Here is a 19,469-nt window from a genome sequence, read left to right on the forward strand (position 1 = left end):
GCCGACCGGTGAACCTCGCCTTCGTCGAGAGCCCGGTCCAGCTCCTGAACGTCCTGGAGTGGACCCACACGCGGGGAGGTCCGGCCGACACCACGGTCGTCGTCCTCCCCCCGGTCGACCCGATGTCGCGCGGCCAGCTGCGCAGGATGGCGGAGCTGGCCCGCGACGAGGGCATCACCGTCCGCTGGCAGGAGGCGCGCGGGGAGACCGGCGCGCCTCTGAAGGCCTTGCGCGCCCTGACCGGGCTGATCCGCAAGGCCGACCACATCGTCATCGGGGACCCGTTCTCCCGATACGTACAGATGCTCCTCACCCTGGTCCGCACCCGGCGGATCACGGTGGTGGACGACGGCACCGCCACCATGGAGTTCGTCGCCCAACTGGCGCGCGGCGAACGCCTGGTGCGCTGGCACCGCCGAGGCAGCCGGGGCCCGCGCGAACTGCTCCTGGCCCCGGTCACCTCGGCGGCCCGCCGCAGCTTCACCCCGTCGGCGACCCGCACGGTCGAGGTGTTCACCGCGATGCCGGTGGAGGCACCGCAGGGCGTCGAGGTCACGTCCAACACCTTCGCCTGGACCCGCGACCGTTTCGGGCCGCCCCTGATCACCAAGGGCGCCGACCTGGTCGGGACGTCCCTGGTGGAGACGGGAGTGGTCGACCCGGTCCCGTACCAGGAGGCGGTCACCGCCCTGGCCCGCGCCCACGGGGCGACCCGCTACTTCGCCCACCGGCGCGAATCCGCGGAGAAGCTCCACGCCCTGGAAGCTGCCACCAGCCTGGAGATCGTCCGCCCGGACCTCCCCCTCGAACTCATCGCCCGCCGCGGCCCCATCGGCCACACGGTCCTCAGCTTCCCCTCCACGGTGGTCCACACCCTCCCGCTGGCCCTGGCCGGCACCGGGGTGAAGGTCGCGGTCTGCGACATAGCTCCGGAATGGCTCCGCGACTCGGCCTCCCCGCGCGCGCAGGGCTTCCTGAGCGGGGTCACGGAAACGGCCCGGGACGTGCAGCGGCTGTCGCCCTGGCGGGTCACGGCGGTGACGGCGGAGGGCTGAGGGGCGGCCGGCCGCACCACACGACCGGCCGAGTCCCGACGCACCGTCACGGACGACGCCCGAGCGCTCCCGGCCACGGACGGCCGGGGACGACGGAGCAGCCGGAACCTATGGAAGCGAACCGCCGGTCACATCGATCCAATGGCCCGTGACCCACCGGCCGTCGTCCGAGGCCAGGAATGCCACGACGTCGGCGATGTCGGCCGGGGTGCCGACCCGCCCCAGGGCCGACATGGCGGCCGCGTCCGCCCACGCCTCGCTGCCGGCGCGCAGCCAGTCCGCGTTGACGTCCGTGTCCACGATGCCGGGTGCCACCGCGTTGACGGTGATTCCCCTGTCGCCCAGCACCTTGGACAGGTGCGTGGTGAACACGTCCAGTGCGCTCTTGGACATGGCGTAGGCGATCAGATCCGGCATCACCGCCGCGTGTGTGAGGCCCGTCGAGATGTTGATGACGCGCCCACCGTCCCGTAGCCGGTCGAGTCCGAGCCGCGTGAGGAAGAACGGCGCCTTCGTGTTGACGGCGAACAGCCGGTCGTACTCCGCCTCCTCGATCTCCGTGAACGCTCGTGACGTGCCGATCCCCGCGTTGTTGACGAGGATGTCCAGGCCGTTCGCATGCTGGTCGAAAGCAGCCCAGAGGGCCGCCGCGTCGCCCGGTGTCCCCAGTTCCGCACCGATCGCGAAGGCCGTGCCGCCCGTCCCCTCGATGGTGGCCACGGTCTCCTCGGCCGCCGCCTCGTTGCTGCCGTAGTGCACGCCGACGATCGCTCCGTCACGCCCCAGCCGTTCGGCGATACCCCGTCCGATTCCCCTGCTGCCGCCGGTGACCAGCGCCGTCTTTCCCGTCAGTGAGCCCATGGCTACGCCCCCTCCTTCTTTCTGTAATGATCGCTATAGAAAAACCGTAACACGTTCGCTAGCGGTCGCTATAGAATTGGCGGATGGCGACGAAACAGCGCGGCAGGCCGCGCTCCTTCGACAGGGAGGCGGCTCTCCGCGAGGCCACGCTGACTTTCTGGGCGCAGGGCTACGAGGCGACCTCCATCGCGGACCTGACACGCGTGATGGGCATCGGGGCGCCGAGCCTCTACGCCGCTTTCGGTGACAAGCGGGCGCTCTTCGGGGAAGCTGTCGAGGCCTACCAGGCCGCCTACGGAACCTTCGGCGGCCGGGCCATGGACGAAGAGCCGACCGCGCGTCGCGGCGTCGCGCGGCTGCTGCGGGAGGCGGCGAGGGAGTACACCGACCCTGGCCACCCACGCGGCTGCATGGTGATCACCGCTGCGCAGAACTGCACCTCGGACCAGGTCGTCGCGGCGCTGCGGGAGCGTCGGGTCGCGAGTGTGCGGGACTTGCGGCGGCGGATCCAGGCGGACATCGACTCGGGTGTCCTGCCTCCCCACGCCGATGCGGGGGCGCTCGCCCGCTACACCGGAGCCGTCATCCAGGGAATGTCCCAGCAGTCGCGGGACGGAGCGAGCCGGGAGGAGCTGGAAGCGCTCGCGGAGCTCGCCATGCGCGCCTGGCCGGCAGAGCCCGACGGGACCTGAACGTACCGCCGAGAGGGCCGGTCCACGCCCCCACATCTCGGCTGCGGCATGGGTGCCGCAGCCCGGATGGACCGGCAACCGGCTGCATTAGATTGGTTGTTGACCATCGGCACGGACATACGAAGGAGCCCATCGGGTGACCAGCACTCTGACCCTGCGAGCCTTGGGGAAACTGAGGACCACCCCTGGTGGGCAGCTCGACTGTGAGATCACCTTCGCCGATGGGCCGGGAACGTCGCGGCCGGTCGCCCATGTGGAACGCGAGTTGCCGCCCGGTGGCATACCCGCCTACCTCGCGGCCCGTAAGAGCGGCGCCCGCTCCTTCGTCCTGTGGGCGGACGAGCACCGGCAGGCACGGGTCGCCACCGTGGTCACCGTCTTGGCGAGCGGTGGACGGGCACAGTTCCAGGTGCTCGGCCCGCAGGGCGAACTGCTCGGTGTGCTCACGCGCGACAAGGCGTTCAGCCGGGGACTGCGCACGCGCTGGACCGTGAGCCGCGCCGGTGCCCCCGACGCGGTGGGATACAAGGGCCGGCTCTTCTGGTGGTGCGTGTGGTGGCCCTGCACACCCCTGCTGCCGCTCATGCTCGTGGCCCTCCTGTTCGGCGGCGGCGGGGACTTCCCTCGCGGCCCCCGCCGCATCAAGTGGCGCTCGGCGGGACAGATCCCACTGGAGTTCAAGTCGTCCGGGAACACGGTGAAGCTGTACGCACCGGACCTCGACTGGCGGTTCGGAGCCGCCCTCACCGCGTTGATCCCCTCCTTCGACGGCTGGATCGGCGGCCCCTGGGACGCGCGGCAGGACTGAGTTCAGTCCACGCGGGGCGCCCAGGCACGGGCGGAGGTGTCGTACTCGTAGGGAGTCAGGCCCTCGACGGCGCTGGTGCGGAACGGACGGCCGCGGTCGTCGATCCGGGCGGTGCCCGCGCGGCCCTGGGACGACCAGTCCAGCTCCAGGTACCAACTGCAGTCGCAGGACCCGGTCCTGGCGGTGACGAGCAGCGCCTCGGGGTCCTCGGCGGACACCCGGTAGGGCATGCTCACCGCCGGGATCGGCGTGCCGGCGTCGTTGCCGGCGGTCGCGCGGGCGATGGGCCGGTCCTTGTCCAGGTCCACGGCGAACGACCGCGGGGTGAGGGAGCCGCCGCAGCCCTGGGCCATGGAGTACGCGTTGCCCGACGCTGGTTCGGCGCGGCCGGTCACGCGTACCCGTAGCGCTTCGAGGACCACAGCGGTGCCGGACGTCCCCTGCACGGACAGTTTCACGATCGTCTCACCGCCGTGCACCGCCCGCTGGGTCGCCGCCCAGGTGGCGGCGTCCTGCGCGGCCGGGGGCGGCGGTACCCGTTCCGGCGGCTGGGCGATGACGTAGTCGTGAGCGCAGCCGAACGCCCAGGCATGGGAGTCGACAGTCCAGGCGAGGGGAGGCCCCGCGGGTGCGGAGCCCGCCGGGGTGCTCGTGGCACCGGCCGGTTCCGAAGGCTCGCGCCGGGGGCCCGGAGAGCTCTCGGTGCCGTTCTCCGGACCACCGGACGGCGTCGCGGAGCGGGTGTTCGAGGCCGTGGGTCCGGCGGACACGGACGCGGTCGCCGAGGCGGCCGATGAGGTCCGTGCACCGCCGTCGCCGGTGTCCCGGCCGTCCGGCAGCAGGGACAGACCTCCCACGCCGGCGAGCACGGCACATACGAGGGCCGCGGTGCGCCTGCGGCGGTACCAGGGGCGGGGGCGCGGGCCGCGGGGTGCGGGCGCCGGGCCGCTCACGAGGTCTTCCGTGTCCGCCGGTTCGTCGGCGGCCCCACTCGTGGGGGCGCCGACGTCATCGCTGTCGCTGTTGCCTGGCTGCCGGTCCGCCGGGACGTCCGAGTCCTTGGCCTCCTCAACGGCCCCGGCCGGGTGCGGGCGTTGCCGGGCGGCCACGGCCAGGAGCCAGCGGCGGTGGAGCTCCAGACGTTCCGCACCCGACGCCCCGCACAGGGCCGCGAATCGCTCCACGGGCGCGAAGTCCAGGGGGACCGCCTCGCCGGTGCAGTAGCGGTGCAGCGTGGACGTGTTCATGTGGAGACGGCGGCCGAGCGAACCGTAACTGCGGTCCGTACGCTCCTTCAGCTCCCGCAACAGCGCCGCGAACTGTGCCACGGAGTCCTGTGTCGGCACCGTCACCTCCGCATTCGTCAGGCCCGAACCGGTTCTGGGAGCAGGCGTCCCGGGGTGAGGACCTCGTCCCAGGCACCCATGTACCTGCACGTCAGGGGGGCTGGGATGGTTCCACCCCGGCCGATCCGACGGCGGGCCTTGCGCCGCCCTGCCGGGACCGCCGATGCTCATGGTGCCGCCCCGGTCCCGCCTGACGCACCGGCACCGTCACGGCGACCGTCACGGCGACTTCGGCGTACGACCGCCGGCGCGACGACGTCGGGTCGTCACCGCCGCATCCCACGACGCCTGTCATCACGCACTCCGTCACGAATCCCGTCACGCACTTCACACGAGGGACACCCATGCCCATGAACACCCGCGCCGCCGTGCTCGCCGCCGCGCTCTCCGTCGTCGCTCTCGCCGCCTGCTCCGCACCGACCCAGGTCCAGGAGGGCGCCGCACAGGGGAAGGTCACCGCAGCACAGCAGGCCGCCGCGCAGGAGAAGGCCGGCACATCCAAGGAGGCCGGTACGTCGCAGGAGGCCGGGGCCCCGGCAGAGGCCGCCGCACAGGCGAAGGCCGCCCCGCCCGCGTTCCTCAAGGCGTCCGAACTGCCGCCGCACCCCTCGTCCGACTGGATCGCGGGGCCGGTCACCGACGGCTTCCCGGCGGAGCTCGCCTACTGCCTGGGCGAGGGCGTACCGGCGTACGACTACCGGCACCGGGTCTTCACCACCGATCTGGACACCGGCGCAGCGCAGGTCACCGTCGTCGCGGGCTCCGACGCCAAGGGCAAGGCGCTCGCCGCCCTGCTGAACGAGGAGATCAGCGCCTGCGCCGGCCGGATCGAGCAGAACGACCCGGAGACCGAGGCCGAGGGCCGGGACTACGGCTCGCTGCCGGTCGAGGAGGGCGCGCGGGTGCACGGCCTGCACACCACGACGTCCTACGGTGCCTCGGACATCCACCTGCTGTCCGTGGGACGGGACGGCCGGGCGGTGACCGTCGTGAGCTGGGGCCAGATGGGCACCTTCGCCGACGCGCCGGTGGCCGGCTTCAAGAACACGACGACCGCGGCGGTCAAGAAGCTGTACTGACGCCCCGACAGACCGCAACGCGAACCGACCGACCGCACGACCACCATGAAAGCCGGGGGCGTCCTCCCCACCGCGGGGGAGCCGGGAGGACGCCCCCGACGTGCGCGCACCCGGGAGCACCTGTTCCGCTACCGTCGCCCGCCGAATTCCCAGAGGTGCACCTCGATGTCGGCGTACCTTTCCGGGGCAAGGACGGCGCGCGCCGTGTCCGGGCTCGGAGCACTGAGCAGTACCGCTGTACCCAGCCAGGTGTCGCCGTCGTCGGACAGCAGCGGCCCGAACGCGATCAGTTCGTCCCGGTCGGGCGGCAGGGAGAGGTCGGCGGACCGCTCCGGGCCGAGGCCGAGAACCAGGTACTGGTTGTCGCCGTCCGGGCCACCGGGGAAATCCCACATGGAGCGTCCCAGGACGTTGCGCCACCGGCGCAGCAGCACATCACGGTACGCCCCGGCCTGGAAGTTGGGCTCGTCGAAGGCGAACGCGCGGGCAGCAGCGGGATCCGGCAGGTCGACGATGTGCACGCTCCCGACGGGCGTCTCGCCGTCGGCGGCGAAGACCGGGCCGCGGGCGATCATCCCCTCGGCGTACCGGTCCATGTACGACCAGTGCTCCTGCAGCAGCTCGTCGCGCAGGGCGAGGGACTCGGACCGGTCGCGGTGGTAGCAGAAGAACTCCATGCAGATGACCTTCTACGACGTACGGCGGCATCTCAACGGGCTTTTGCGACCGGCCGCCCCGTCCGGACGCTGAAGGTCACCCAGCGAGGGGACGGGCGTACGAAGGCCGGCGTCCGGTACGCGGATCAGTTCACCGACCCGTCCGCCACCACCCGGCGCCGCGGGGAAGCCGCCGCTGAACGTGCCGCCGCCACCTGCCCGCACGCGGCGGGTCCCGCCACCCGCCCGCACATGACGGGACCGCCCTCCCACGGCCCCGCAGGCCGTACCGGATGGCGGTCCCGTCGCGTTCACGCCGTCGAGGAGCCCATGCCCATGCCCGTACGGACCAGGGCCAGGACCTCCTCGTCCGTGAGGCCCAGGCCCCGGGCGTCGGTGACGAGGGATTCCACCCGGTCCAGGAGCTGGGCGCGGGCCTGGGTGCTGGGTGCGTCCAGGACCATCGCGCCGCGGCCGCGCCGTAGCTCGATCATTCCTTCGTCGCGCAGGCGCTGGTAGCCGCGCAGGACCGTGTGGATGTTGATCCCCAGCGAGTCGGACAGGGCGCGGGCCGCCGGGAGGCGGTCCCCCGGGGCCACCTCACCGTCCGCGATGGCACGCCGTACCCGGGCGGCGATCTGGTCACCGAGCGGGACGGCGGAGCCGGGTTCGATGCGGAAGAGCATGTCAGGGCCTCGTACTCGCATCGGTCGGAGTGGTGCCGGCCGGCGGGACCGTCCGGGGGATGAGTGAGTTCAACAGGGCGGCGGCGGTGGCGGAGTCGTCCACGGTCACGGCGATCTCGCGGCCGTTCGCCCGCTTCACCACCAGCGCCTCCCCCGAGCGCAGGATGATCCCGGTGGCGCCCGGCCGGATCCGCCAGCCCCATCCGCCGAAGTCACCCAGAGGGCTGATCGACCGGCTCGACGCCTCGGACATGTCGGCCAGGGGCACCCGCATCCGGGGCCGGGGGAGCACTGCGGACGAGACGCCCAGACCGCGGGGACCGACGGTGACGGTGACGCGGGAGAAGGTCACCATCAGCAGCCCGAGGACGGCGAGCGGTACGGCCACCTGTCGGCCCACCGGCACGGCCGGCGCGCAGCCCAGGACGGTGAGTGCCAGTCCGAGCAGGGCCGGCGGCCTGGACGAGACCGTGCGGGTCCAGCCGGCGACCTCACCCTCGGCCAGGTCCAGTCGGCCGGTACACGCGCCGTCCTGGCCGGAGAGGCTGTCCGGCAGCGTCAGGCGTCGGGTGACCAGCCATCCGACGAGGCCCAGGACCATGCCGACGAGCAGGGCGGCGATCGGGTGCCACACCGGCATCCGGACATCGGCCGCCGCGTCGGTGGCATCGGCGTTGACCAGGAGCACGGAGACCAGGGCGGACCCCACGAGTCCGACGGTCGCGTAGGCGGTGACGACCGACCAGCGGGCGAACGTCGCGCGCCGGGTGCCGGCGAGGACGAAGAGCGCGCCCATGCCCACCGTCAGCCCGGCGGACAGGACGGCGAATCCGGTCCGGCCGGTGAACCCGTCCGGGACGGTGCCGGCGAAGTGTGTGGCCAGCGGGTCGGGCAGCCGGTCACGCAGAACGGCGACGAGCACCAGTTCCACGGCGAGCGCGACGGCGAAGGGAAGGGCTGTGAGCGCGGCCATGGTGCCGCGTCCTGTCATCTGCTGCATATTTACCCCCTTGTTCGCATCATAGTAGAACAATAAGTGGAAGTGGGGGGAAGGGCCGGGGGTGGGCTCGGCCGGGTGGAGGCCGGTTTCCGGCCTCGCGGGCCGGTCGGGAGGTGCTCGAAAAGCGGACGAGTCTACCCACCCAGATCACCCGTCACACGCCGCAACACCATCTTTTGTTCGCCTGAGCGGCTGAAGTTTTGTTGATCTGTGGCCAGTTGAGGGGGGAAGGGGCCTACCCTTCACTGGGTGAACCAGTTGAAGTCCCGCGCGTCCCACACCGAAGCCGAGCTGCCCGGGGGAGCTTCCCTCCCCGGCGCCCTGCCCGGCAGCCTGTCCGACGAGCTGCGTGCCGAGCTGATCGCCTTCCGGCGTGATCTGCACATGCACCCCGAGCTCGGCAATCAGGAGTTCCGCACCACCGCGGCCATCAAGGCCCGGCTGGAGAGGGCGGGACTGGAGCCGAAGGTACTCCCGACCGGGACCGGACTCATCTGTGACGTGGGCGAGTGGGACGGCGTCACGCCGATGCTGGCCCTGCGGGCCGACATCGACGCGCTGCCCATCCCCGACACCAAGGCGGGCGTCTCCTACCGGTCCACCGTGCCCGACCGGGCGCACGCCTGCGGGCACGACGTCCACACGACCGCCGTCCTCGGTGCCGGACTCGTCCTCACCGAGCTCGACCGGCAGGGGCTGCTGCCGCACCCCGTGCGCCTGCTCTTCCAGCCCGCCGAGGAAGTGCTGCCCGGCGGCGCGGCCGACGCCATCGAGTCCGGGGTGCTGGACGGCGTCGGACGGATCCTCGGGGTGCACTGCGACCCCAAGGTCGACGTGGGCAGGATCGGGCTCCGGATCGGGGCGATCACCTCCGCCTGCGACCGGCTGGAGGTCACCCTCGACGGCCCCGGCGGCCACACGGCCCGGCCGCACCTGACCACGGACCTGGTCACCGCCGCCGCCAGGGTCGCCGTCGACGTACCCGCGCTGCTCGCGCGCCGGGTCGACGCGCGCGCCGGGCTGGCCCTCACCTGGGGGCGGCTGGAGACCGGGCACGCGCCCAATGTCATCCCGCAACACGCCGAGCTGTCCGGAACGGTTCGCTGCCTCGACCTGAAGGCCTGGCGCGAGGCGCCGGACCTGGTCCACGCGGCCATCGACGAGGTGGCCGGAATGCACCGGGCCAAGACGGTGATCAACTACATCCGCGGGGTGCCGCCCGTCGTGAACGACGCCGAGTCGATCGGCCTGCTGGACGCCGCGATGACCGCCAGGCGCGGATCGTATGCGATCGAGGACACCGAACAGAGCCTGGGCGGCGAGGACTTCTCCTGGTACCTGGAACACGTCCCCGGCGCCATGGCCAGGCTCGGAGTCCGTACGCCCGGAGACACTCGCGGTCTGGACCTGCACCGGGGGAACTTCGATGTGGACGAGGAGGCGATCACCGTCGGGGTGGAGCTGTTCACCGCCTCCGCACTGCTCGAAGGCAACCGCTCGTAACCGGAGAGGACACCTTCTGTTCGCGACGATCCGATAACGGCTTCCGTACAGGTCATTATCTGACATCTACGCGCGTTACGATCTCGGCGAAACCAGCGCCGGAAGAGGCGCTTCGGTCAGGTTTGAAGGAGCCTTCCCTTGCGCCGGATCACCAGGATTGCCACCGTGGGCATTATGTCCGCGGCGCTCGCGCTCAGCGTTACCGCGTGTGGCGACTCGTCCTCCTCGTCGAGCAGCAGCAGCAGCTCGGACTCCAAGGACAACAAGGCGGCCATCGCCTACGACATCGGCGGACGCGGCGACCAGTCGTTCAACGACGCCGCCTACGCGGGTCTCGCCCGCGCCGAGAAGGACCTCGGCATCAAGGGCACCGAGGCCGAGCCCTCCGAGGGCGAGTCGGACGCGGACAAGGTCCAGCGCCTCACCTCGCTCGCCCGCGCCGGCAACAACCCGGTGATCGGTGTCGGGTTCGCCTACGCGCCCGCCATCAAGAAGGTCGCGCCGAAGTTCCCGAAGATCACCTTCGGCATCATCGACGACGCCTCGGTGACCGGCGACAACATCGCCAACATCGTCTTCAACGAGGAGCAGGGCTCCTACCTCGCGGGTGTCGCCGCCGCCAAGGTCACCAAGACCAAGACGGTCGGCTTCATCGGTGGTGTCGAGACCCCGCTGATCAAGAAGTTCGAGGCCGGCTACGTGCAGGGCGTCAAGGACACCGACCCGTCGGTGAAGGTGATCCCGCAGTACCTGACCCAGCCGCCGAACTTCGACGGCTTCTCCAAGCCCGACCTCGGCAAGGCAGCCGCCCAGGGCCAGCTCGACAAGGACGCCGACGTGGTCTACTCGGCCGCCGGTCTGGCCGGTTCCGGTGCGATCGAGGCCGTCTCCAAGGCCGGCAAGTGGAACATCGGCGTCGACTCCGACCAGTACGCCCAGGAAGGCCTCGCCGCCTACAAGGAGTCCATCCTGACCTCGGTCACGAAGGACGTCGAGGACTCGGTCTTCAACCTGATCAAGTCCGTCCAGGACGGCAAGCCCCAGACCGGTGAGATCCGTTACGGCCTCGACAAGGACGGCGTCGGCCTGGCCATGTCCAACCCGAAGTTCACCGAGATGACCGAGGTCATCGCCGCCGTGGAGAAGGCCAAGCAGGAGATCATCGACGGCAAGATCACCGTCAAGACCACCCCGTAACGACCTCGGTCGTACGGCTTGATCCCGTGGGCCCGGAGCGCGCAGCGTCGCTGCTCCGGGCCCACGGGGTGCTCCTCGAAGAAGTTCCGCTTGTTGCAGTGCCCTCTCGGACAGGCCTCGAACCCCGGCGTTCTGGCCGTGCTGTGCGCATGCGTTTGACGATTCGGCAACGCTACGCGTGTAGACAGCCCTCAGGCGCGATAACTTCACCCCGCCCCTCTGCCCCTCCGCTCCCGCTCCTGTCCGGCCAAGGAGAGTGCGTCATCAACGCGTCCAGCAGCCCCCCTGCCGTAGAACTGCACGGCATCACCAAGCGTTTCCCCGGCGTTGTCGCCAACCACGACATCGGCATCACCGTCCGCAAGGGCACCGTCCACGCCCTCGTCGGCGAGAACGGTGCCGGCAAGTCCACCCTGATGAAGATCCTCTACGGCATGCAGAAGCCGGACGAGGGCACCATCGCCGTGGACGGCGCGCAGGTCTCGTTCAACAACCCGGGCGACGCCATCGCGCGCGGCATCGGCATGGTGCACCAGCACTTCATGCTCGCCGACAACTTCACCGTCCTGGAGAACGTCGTCCTCGGCGGCGAGAAGCTGTACGGCATCGGCTCCGCCGCACGTAAGAAGATCAAGGAGATCTCCGACGCGTACGGCCTGGGCGTCCGGCCCGACGCGCTCGTCGAGGACCTCGGGGTCGCCGACCGCCAGCGCGTGGAGATCCTCAAGGTCCTCTACCGCGGCGCCCGCATCCTCATCCTCGACGAGCCGACCGCGGTGCTCGTCCCGCAGGAGGTCGACGCGCTCTTCGCGAACCTCCGCGAGCTCAAGGCCGAGGGCCTCACCGTCATCTTCATCTCGCACAAGCTCGGCGAGGTCCTCTCGGTCGCCGACGAGATCACGGTGATCCGGCGCGGTACGACGGTGGGCACCGCCGACCCCGCGCACACCACCACCAAGCAGCTCGCCGAGCTGATGGTCGGCAGCGAACTGCCGTCGCCCGAGACCCGTGAGTCCACGGTGACGGATGTGCCGATGCTCCGCGTCGAGGGGCTCTCCCTCAGCGTGACGGACCCGGACGGAGTCGTCCGTGACGTCCTGTCCGACATCCGCCTCACCATCCACAAGGGCGAGGTCCTCGGCATCGCTGGCGTCGAGGGCAACGGCCAGACCGAGCTGATCGACGCGCTCATCGGGATGCGGGCGGCCGACAGCGGGGTGATCACCCTGGGCGACGAGGACATCACGCGCGCGCCCACGCGCAAGCGGCGCGAGGGCGGCATCGGCTACATCCCCGAGGACCGGCACCGGCACGGGGTCCTGCTGGACGCACCGCTCTGGGAGAACCGCATCCTCGGCCACGTCAGCGAGAAGCCCAACAGCCGGGGCTTCCTGCTCGACCCGAAGGCGGCCCGCCACGACACCGAGCGGATCGTGCGCGAGTACGACGTCCGTACCCCCGGCATCGAGGTCACGGCCGGCTCGCTGTCCGGCGGCAACCAGCAGAAGCTGATCGTCGGCCGCGAGATGAGCCACAACCCCAAGCTCCTGATCGCCGCCCACCCCACCCGTGGTGTGGACGTCGGCGCGCAGGCACAGATCTGGGACCAGATCCGTGCGGCCCGCCGCGAAGGGCTCGCCGTCCTGCTCATCTCGGCGGACCTGGACGAGCTCATCGGGCTCTCCGACACCCTGCGCGTCATGTACCGCGGAAAGTTCGTGGCGGACGCCGACCCCGCCACCATCACCCCCGAGGAACTGGGCTCGGCCATGACCGGTGCCGCCGCCGGTCACCTCGAAGCAGCACCGGAGGACGAGGCCCGATGAAGAAATTCGACAAGGACCGGCTGATCCTGGGCTTCGCCGGGCCGGCACTCGCCCTGGTCGTGGCCTTCGCGCTCAGCACCCTGGTGCTGCTCGTGTCGAACCGCGACCCGTTCGAGCTGTACCGACTGCTGTTCGAGCAGGCGTCGTACTCCGACGTGCAGGTACTGATCATCAACCAGGCCGGTACGTACTACCTCGCCGCTCTCGCGGTCGCGGTCGGCTTCCGGATGAACCTCTTCAACATCGGCGTCGACGGCCAGTACCGTCTCGCGGCGATGATGGCGGCCCTGGTCGGCGCGAGCGTCAGCCTTCCCGGACCGCTCCACATCGCCCTGATCGTCGTCGTCGCCATGCTGGTGGGCGCGTTCTGGGCCGGCATCGCGGGCATCCTCAAGACGACGAGGGGGGTGAGCGAGGTCGTTTCGACGATCATGCTGAACTCCATCGCGACCTCGCTGATCGCCTGGCTGATCCTGCCGAAGAACTTCGGTGACCAGGCAGCCGGCTCCAACAACCTGACCACGGGCGAGATCCCGGAGTCCGGCTGGTTCCCGGGCCTGTCCCTGGGCGCCGAGGCCGGAGAGATCTACGGCTTCACCTTCGTCGCCGCCGGCTGCGGCCTCGTCTACTGGTTCGTCCTGAACCGCACCCGGTTCGGCTTCGACCTGCGGGCCACGGGAGCCAGCGAGACCGCGGCCCAGGCCTCCGGCGTGGACGCGAAGAAGATGATCCTCACCTCGATGCTGATCTCCGGCGCCGTCGCCGGCCTGGCCGGTATGGCGACGCTGCTGGGCGACACCCACACGTACAGCCTCGACTTCCCGGTCGGCATCGGCTTCACGGGCATCACCATCGCGCTGCTCGGCCGTAACCACCCGGTGGGCATCGCCCTCAGCGCCCTGCTGATCGCGTTCCTGGACAAGGCGTCGTCCCCGCTCGACCAGTTCGGGTTCGAGAAGGAGATCGCCACGATCATGCAGGGCCTGATCGTGATCTCCGTCGTCATCAGCTACGAGCTGGTCCGGCGCTACGGGACCCGCCGTCAGCAGCAGAAGGTCGGCGAAGAGCTCGCCGCCGGCCACGCCCTCACGACCGAGAAGGAGGCGGCCCTGTGAGCACCAAAGCCCCTGCCGCACACGTCGCCCCCAAGAAGGGCGGCGGACGCCGCAAGCTCTCCCTGCCCGTCGTCCTCCTGATCATCGCCGGTGCGCTCGCCCTCGTCTCGCTGGTCCGTCTGATCAGCGGCGCGAACGACGTGACCTCCGTAGGGCAGGTCGCGGGCGCCCTGGAACTGGCCGTTCCCATCGGCCTCGCCGGTCTCGGCGGCCTCTGGGCCGAGCGGGCGGGCGTCGTCAACATCGGCCTCGAAGGCATGATGATCCTCGGCACCTGGTTCGGTGCCTGGGCCGGTTTCCAGTGGGGCCCCTGGGTGGGCGTGCTGTTCGGCATCATCGGCGGCGCGCTCGGCGGTCTGCTGCACGCGGTCATCACCGTCACCTTCGGGGTGAACCACATCGTCTCCGGTGTGGCGATCAACATCCTCGCCGTCGGAGTCACCCGCTACCTCTCGAACTTCACCTTCGCCCAGGAGCCGGGCGGTTCCTCCAAGCAGTCCCCCCGCCTGGAGGAGATCGACAAGATCACCGTTCCAGGGTTGTCGGACTGGATGCAGGACCTCCAGCAACAGCACTGGTTCTTCGTCTCCGACCTCGCCGGCATCATCGGCGGCCTCGTCACCGGACTGTCCCTGCTGACCGTCGTCGCCCTGCTGCTGATCCCCGTCACCTGGTGGGTGCTGTGGCGCACGGCGTTCGGTCTGCGGCTCCGCTCCTGCGGCGAGAGCCCGGTGGCTGCCGAGACCCTCGGCGTGAACGTCTACAAGTACAAGTACATCGCCGTCATCATCTCCGGCGGACTGGCCGGCCTCGGCGGTGCCTTCCTCGCCATCGTCGCCACCAGCATCTACCAGGAGGGCCAGACCGGCGGCCGCGGCTACATCGGTCTCGCCGCCATGATCTTCGGTAACTGGATGCCGGGCGGAATGGCCCTGGGCGCCGGGCTCTTCGGCTTCACCGACAGCCTCAAGCTGCGCGGCGGAGCGGAGAACGTGCACGCGATGCTGCTGCTCCTGGCGATCCTGCTGGTGATCGCCGCGATCTGGCAGCTCTACCGGAAGAAGTACGTCGCCGCGGTGATCTCGGCGGCCTGCTCCGCGCTGCTGTTCACCTGGTACGCGCTGACGGACCAGGTCCCGAGCCAGTTCGTCGACGCCGCCCCGTACGTCACCACGCTCCTCGTGCTCGCCCTGTCGGCGCAGCGGCTGCGGATGCCCAAGGCGGACGGCCTGCCGTACCGCAAGGGCGAGGGCAAGTGACACGGCCGCCCCCGGTCGACTGGGAGGCGCTGCGGACGGCCGCCCGGGACGCGATGTCCCGGGCGTACGCCCCGTACTCGGGCTACCCGGTCGGTGTGGCCGCCCGCGTCGACGACGGGCGCACGCTCGTCGGCTGCAACGTCGAGAACGCGTCGTACGGCATCGGCCTGTGCGCCGAGTGCGGCCTGGTCTCCCAGCTGGCCGCGACGGGCGGCGGCCGGCTGACCCACTTCACCTGCGTGGACGGCACGGGCGCGGTGCTCGTGCCGTGCGGGCGGTGCCGGCAGTTGCTGTACGAGTTCGGAGGGCCGGAGCTCGTCCTGGAGACGCCGGACGGCCTCCGGACGCTCGACGAGATGCTGCCGCAGGCCTTCGGGCCGCAGCACCTGGGGTAATGCGGGGCGGAGGGCTGCCGGGGTCGCCCGGCGGCCCCTCCGCCCCCCCGCTCGCCGGACCACACGGGGGTTCGCTCCCGCCGGGCCGGGGTTGCCCTCGATCGCCGGGCGGGCTCGATTCGGCCGGCCCTGGTCGGGCCGTCCGGTGATCCATCATCCTCTATGCGCGTAGAGTCATTCGGGACTCTTGCGTACGTAACCGGCCGGAAGGATTCCCTCCCATGGACGCCATCTCCGTCATCCGCACCAAGCGGGACCGAGGCGAGCTCAGCCCCGAGCAGATCGACTGGGTCATCGACGCGTACACCCGCGGCGAGGTCGCCGACGAGCAGATGTCCGCACTGGCCATGGCGATCCTGCTGAACGGCATGAACCGTACCGAGATCGCCCGCTGGACCGCCGCGATGATCGCCTCCGGCGAGCGGATGAACTTCGACGCCCTCTCCCGCCCCACCACCGACAAGCACTCCACCGGCGGCGTCGGCGACAAGATCACCCTGCCGCTCGCCCCGCTCGTCGCCGCCTGCGGCGCGGCCGTGCCGCAGCTCAGCGGCCGGGGGCTCGGCCACACCGGTGGCACGCTCGACAAGCTGGAGTCCATCCCCGGCTGGCGGGCGCACCTCTCCAACGCCGAGATGCTGAACGTCCTCGACACCACCGGCGCCGTGATCTGCGCGGCCGGTGACGGACTCGCCCCCGCCGACAAGAAGCTGTACGCGCTCCGCGACGTCACCGGCACGGTCGAGGCCATCCCGCTCATCGCCAGCTCGATCATGTCCAAGAAGATCGCCGAGGGCACCGGCGCGCTCGTCCTGGACGTCAAGGTCGGTTCCGGCGCCTTCATGAAGACCATCGAGGACGCCCGCGAACTGGCCTCCACCATGGTCGCGCTCGGCACCGACAGCGGTGTGCGGACGGTCGCGCTGCTCACCGACATGTCCACCCCGCTCGGCCTGACCGCGGGCAACGCCCTGGAGGTACGCGAGTCCGTCGAGGTCCTCGCGGGCGGCGGCCCCAAGGACGTCATCGACCTGACGCTCGCCCTGGCCCGCGAGATGCTCGACGCCGCCGGACTCAAGGACGCCGACCCGGAGAAGGCGCTCGCCGACGGCTCCGCGATGGACGTGTGGCGCCGCATGATCTCCGCCCAGGGCGGCGACCCGGACGCCGAGCTCCCCGTCGCCCGCGAGCAGCACGTGGTGACGGCTCCGTCCTCGGGTGTACTGACCCGCCTGGACGCCTACGACATCGGTGTGGCCGCCTGGCGCCTCGGTGCGGGCCGCGCGCGTAAGGAGGACCCGGTGCAGGAGGGCGCGGGCATCGAGCTGCACGCCAAGCCCGGTGACACGGTGACCGAGGGCCAGCCGCTGCTGACACTGCACACGGACACCCCCGAGAAGTTCGAGTACGCGCTGAAGGCCCTGCCCGGCTCCTACGACATCGCCCCGGCCGGCACGCCGTTCGCCGCCACCCCGGTAGTGCGGGAACGTATCGCCTGACCTGCGGCTTTCCCTTTCGGGTGAACGGGACCGGTGGACCACCGCCGGTCCCGTTCGGCATGCTGGACTCGGCGTGTCGCATCGAAGGAGGAGACCGCCATGGGCGCACTCACTGTTGATCCCGGGCCGGGCCACGGCCAGGACTGGGACGACCTCGTCCGTATCTGGGAGGAGACGGACGCACCCGAGGGCTGCAAGGTGGAGATCATCGAGGGGATCGTCACCGTGTCGCCACCGCCGTCCAAGGACCACAACACCACCGCAGCCCTGCTTCAGCGCAGGCTGTACACCGTCATCCCGGAGGACTGGGAGATCTACCAGACCCTCGGTGTCTCCGTACCGGGACGGGCAGGGCTGTACATCCCCGATCTTGTCGTCCTGCCGCGGGAGGTCGCGTCCGGGCCCGGCAATCGCGTACCGGCGGAAGAAGTCCGGCTCGTCGTCGAGATCACCTCACCGGCCAACGCCAACCACGACCGCATCGGCAAGGCGCACGGATACGCCAAAGCCGGCATCGAGCTGTTCCTGCTCCTCGACCCGTGGCACACGGGCCGCCCTACCGCCACCTTGTACGGGGAGCCGAGCGACGGCACCTACCGGGTCCTGGAGGCGGTCGAGTACGGCGAGACGCTCACGCTGCCCAAGCCGTTCGGACTGGACCTGGACACGGGGATGTTCCCGGTGAGCTGAGCTGAGACGCACGGCTTGCCGGAGCGATGAGTTTCGGGCGTCAGGCCGGTCTCTGTGGTGTGGATGCCATGACCCCGAACGTTCTCGTACTCACCGGTCGCATCACCAGGGCCGATGTTCCGGGACTCTGCGCGGAGCTGGAGGCACTGCTGCGCGGCGGCGCGGACGCGGGTCCGCCCGCCGCGGTGGACTGCGATGTGGGCGGTGTCCTGCGCCCGGACCTCGCCCTGGTCGAGGCGCTGGCCCGGCTGGGGCTCGTCGCGCGCAGGGCCGGTGGCGTCGAGTTGCGGCTGCGCAACGTGCCGGGCGAACTCCGGTCGCTGCTCGACCTCGTGGGGCTGGCCGATGTGGTGGGCCTGGGCGGTGCGGACCAGGCGCGGGGCCCGGAGCGGGATCCGGTCTGATCCGGTCCCGCCCGGCGTCCCTCGGTCAGCGGGTGGCCACGGCGTAGGCGCACAGGAGCTGCACCGCCCGTCCGTCCCCCTGCTCGACGCTCATCGACCACTTGCTGGGGTCCGGCGACGGTGTGGCGCCGGGCCTCGGTCGGGACGCCGAGCACGGGCTTTCGGGCTGCGGTCCCGGCTCGGCGTCGGCCGGAGAGCTCGGAGCGGGGGAGGGCCCCGGCCCGGCGGTGGCCGTGGGCTCGCCGAGCCAGAGGGTCGCCGCCCAGCCGCCCGCCGCGAGGAGTGCCCAGCCGATCACCACCGGTCTGCGGATCTTCACGAGGCGTCAGTCTCCAGATGGTCCGGGAACCCGAACAGCGGGAACCAGCGCGGGGTGTCCAGGAAGCAGTGCATCCCGGTGATCGCACCGTCCGAGATGTCGATGACCTGCACCGCCCACGGCACGAAGCCAGGGCCGTCCGGTCTCGGCTTGTAGTGCGCGAAGGCCGGAGTGCCGTTGGCCTCGGTCGCCACCAGCCGGGAACCCGCACAGCCCGCACCGATGCTGAGCATGAAGCCCGTGATGTCCTCGTGCCCCTGCAGCCAGAGGTCGAACGGCGGCATGGTCATCACGGCGTCCTCGTGGAGCAGCGCGGTCAGCGCCGCCATGTCGTACCCCTCGAACGCCGCCACGTACCGGTCGAGGAGCTTGCGCTGCTCCTCGTCCAGCGGATCCGCGGTGTCCGGGGCCGAACTGTCCGTGTCCGCCAGCGTCGCCCTGGCCCGCTGCAGCGCGCTGTTGACCGAGGCGACGGAGGAGTCGAGCAGCTCGGCGACCTCGCTCGCCTTCCACGCCAGGACCTCGCGCAGGATCAGCACCGCACGCTGCTTGGGCGGCAGGTGCTGAAGGGCCGCGACGAACGCCAGACGCACCGACTCCCGGGCCACGGCGGCCTCCGCCGGGTCGGCCACCGACGGCAGGATGCGGCCGTCCGGCATCGGCTCCAGCCAGGTGTTCTCCGGGAGCGGGTTGAGCGCGGCCTGCGCCAGCGGACTCGGGCCGGTGAGGTCCACCGGCCTGGCCCGCTTCCTGCCCGCGTTCAGCATGTCCAGACACACGTTCGTCGCGATCCGGTAGAGCCAGGAGCGCAGCGAGGAACGGCCTTCGAACTTGTCGATGTTCCGCCAGGCACGCACCAGCGTGTCCTGGACCGCGTCCTCCGCCTCGAAGGCCGAGCCGAGCATCCGGTAGCAGTAACCGGTCAGCTCGACCCGGTGTCCCTCCAGGCGGCTGTCGATGTCGGCCGTGGCCGCCACATCACTCATCGCTGCACTCCACCCTGTTGCGCTGTGACACCGCTCACGCGGCACCGTGGAAGCTACCCCAGGGCACTGACAACGAGGTTGGGAAGCGCGGAA

General features: G+C 70.8%; 20 protein-coding genes. 13 read left to right on the forward strand and 7 right to left on the reverse strand.

What is annotated here, in order from left to right:
* Window positions 1–8: 8 nt before the first annotated feature.
* On the forward strand, window positions 9–1,055 hold the full coding sequence (locus tag OG524_RS22840) for a hypothetical protein (protein WP_405811595.1): 1,047 nt from the start codon (window positions 9–11) through the stop codon (window positions 1,053–1,055).
* 108 nt (window positions 1,056–1,163) lie between these two features.
* On the opposite strand, the gene OG524_RS22845 is transcribed toward OG524_RS22840, so the two are convergent.
* Window positions 1,164–1,916, reverse strand: coding sequence for an SDR family oxidoreductase (locus OG524_RS22845; protein WP_405388992.1), 753 nt, complete (start codon window positions 1,914–1,916; stop codon window positions 1,164–1,166).
* 83 nt (window positions 1,917–1,999) lie between these two features.
* Between OG524_RS22845 and OG524_RS22850 the strand changes: the two genes are divergently transcribed.
* Both OG524_RS22850 and OG524_RS22855 read left to right on the forward strand, forming a co-directional pair.
* On the forward strand, window positions 2,000–2,608 hold the full coding sequence (locus tag OG524_RS22850) for a TetR/AcrR family transcriptional regulator (protein WP_405388991.1): 609 nt from the start codon (window positions 2,000–2,002) through the stop codon (window positions 2,606–2,608).
* A 136-nt stretch (window positions 2,609–2,744) separates the two neighbouring features.
* A complete protein-coding gene (locus OG524_RS22855; RefSeq protein WP_405811596.1) occupies window positions 2,745–3,416 on the forward strand; it encodes a hypothetical protein in 672 nt (223 codons plus the stop codon).
* Between the two features lie 2 nt (window positions 3,417–3,418).
* On the opposite strand, the gene OG524_RS22860 is transcribed toward OG524_RS22855, so the two are convergent.
* The gene (locus OG524_RS22860) at window positions 3,419–4,762 is read right to left on the reverse strand and encodes a helix-turn-helix domain-containing protein (protein WP_405388989.1); all 1,344 of its coding nucleotides are present in this window, start codon (window positions 4,760–4,762) and stop codon (window positions 3,419–3,421) included.
* Between the two features lie 344 nt (window positions 4,763–5,106).
* Between OG524_RS22860 and OG524_RS22865 the strand changes: the two genes are divergently transcribed.
* Window positions 5,107–5,841, forward strand: coding sequence for a hypothetical protein (locus tag OG524_RS22865; protein WP_405388988.1), 735 nt, complete (start codon window positions 5,107–5,109; stop codon window positions 5,839–5,841).
* A 128-nt stretch (window positions 5,842–5,969) separates the two neighbouring features.
* Here OG524_RS22865 and OG524_RS22870 read toward each other — a convergent pair whose 3' ends face one another.
* The 3 genes from OG524_RS22870 to OG524_RS22880 form a co-directional block, all read right to left on the reverse strand.
* A complete protein-coding gene (locus tag OG524_RS22870; protein ID WP_405388987.1) occupies window positions 5,970–6,518 on the reverse strand; it encodes a YciI family protein in 549 nt (182 codons plus the stop codon).
* Window positions 6,519–6,808: 290 nt separating this feature from the next.
* A complete protein-coding gene (locus tag OG524_RS22875; RefSeq protein ID WP_405388986.1) occupies window positions 6,809–7,183 on the reverse strand; it encodes a GntR family transcriptional regulator in 375 nt (124 codons plus the stop codon).
* A gap of 1 nt (window position 7,184) precedes the next feature.
* Entirely contained in the window at window positions 7,185–8,183 is a 999-nt protein-coding gene (locus OG524_RS22880) for a DUF1648 domain-containing protein (protein WP_405811597.1), read from the reverse strand.
* Between the two features lie 258 nt (window positions 8,184–8,441).
* On the opposite strand from OG524_RS22880, the gene OG524_RS22885 reads away from it, so the two are divergent.
* The 9 genes from OG524_RS22885 to OG524_RS22925 all read left to right on the forward strand — a co-directional run bounded on the left by OG524_RS22885 (window position 8,442) and on the right by OG524_RS22925 (window position 18,071).
* Window positions 8,442–9,686 (forward strand): amidohydrolase, encoded by a 1,245-nt coding sequence (locus tag OG524_RS22885; protein WP_405393122.1) that lies wholly within the window; start codon window positions 8,442–8,444, stop codon window positions 9,684–9,686.
* A 138-nt stretch (window positions 9,687–9,824) separates the two neighbouring features.
* On the forward strand, window positions 9,825–10,883 hold the full coding sequence (locus tag OG524_RS22890) for a BMP family protein (protein ID WP_405388984.1): 1,059 nt from the start codon (window positions 9,825–9,827) through the stop codon (window positions 10,881–10,883).
* A 239-nt stretch (window positions 10,884–11,122) separates the two neighbouring features.
* Window positions 11,123–12,709 (forward strand): ABC transporter ATP-binding protein, encoded by a 1,587-nt coding sequence (locus tag OG524_RS22895; RefSeq protein WP_405393121.1) that lies wholly within the window; start codon window positions 11,123–11,125, stop codon window positions 12,707–12,709.
* Entirely contained in the window at window positions 12,706–13,824 is a 1,119-nt protein-coding gene (locus OG524_RS22900; protein WP_405388983.1) for an ABC transporter permease, read from the forward strand. Before OG524_RS22895 ends, OG524_RS22900 begins: the two co-directional genes overlap by 4 nt.
* Window positions 13,821–15,083: an ABC transporter permease gene (locus OG524_RS22905; RefSeq protein ID WP_405388982.1), complete on the forward strand. Its 1,263-nt coding sequence runs from the start codon at window positions 13,821–13,823 to the stop codon at window positions 15,081–15,083. The genes OG524_RS22900 and OG524_RS22905 overlap by 4 nt, the downstream gene beginning before the upstream one ends.
* The gene (locus OG524_RS22910; protein ID WP_405388981.1) at window positions 15,080–15,478 is read left to right on the forward strand and encodes a cytidine deaminase; all 399 of its coding nucleotides are present in this window, start codon (window positions 15,080–15,082) and stop codon (window positions 15,476–15,478) included. Before OG524_RS22905 ends, OG524_RS22910 begins: the two co-directional genes overlap by 4 nt.
* A 221-nt stretch (window positions 15,479–15,699) precedes the next feature.
* Window positions 15,700–16,977: a thymidine phosphorylase gene (locus tag OG524_RS22915; RefSeq protein WP_405388980.1), complete on the forward strand. Its 1,278-nt coding sequence runs from the start codon at window positions 15,700–15,702 to the stop codon at window positions 16,975–16,977.
* Window positions 16,978–17,076: 99 nt separating this feature from the next.
* A complete protein-coding gene (locus tag OG524_RS22920; RefSeq protein WP_405388978.1) occupies window positions 17,077–17,667 on the forward strand; it encodes a Uma2 family endonuclease in 591 nt (196 codons plus the stop codon).
* 26 nt (window positions 17,668–17,693) lie between these two features.
* Window positions 17,694–18,071 (forward strand): STAS domain-containing protein, encoded by a 378-nt coding sequence (locus OG524_RS22925; RefSeq protein WP_405811598.1) that lies wholly within the window; start codon window positions 17,694–17,696, stop codon window positions 18,069–18,071.
* 25 nt (window positions 18,072–18,096) lie between these two features.
* On the opposite strand, the gene OG524_RS22930 is transcribed toward OG524_RS22925, so the two are convergent.
* Window positions 18,097–18,390 (reverse strand): hypothetical protein, encoded by a 294-nt coding sequence (locus OG524_RS22930; protein ID WP_405388976.1) that lies wholly within the window; start codon window positions 18,388–18,390, stop codon window positions 18,097–18,099.
* Window positions 18,387–19,376, reverse strand: a complete 990-nt coding sequence (locus OG524_RS22935) for a sigma-70 family RNA polymerase sigma factor (RefSeq protein WP_405388975.1) — start codon at window positions 19,374–19,376, stop codon at window positions 18,387–18,389. The genes OG524_RS22930 and OG524_RS22935 overlap by 4 nt, the downstream gene beginning before the upstream one ends.
* Window positions 19,377–19,469 lie beyond the last annotated feature (93 nt).

The sequence above is a fragment of the Streptomyces sp. NBC_01520 genome (genome assembly GCF_045040375.1).
In the GTDB taxonomy this organism is placed as follows: Bacteria; Actinomycetota; Actinomycetes; order Streptomycetales; family Streptomycetaceae; genus Streptomyces.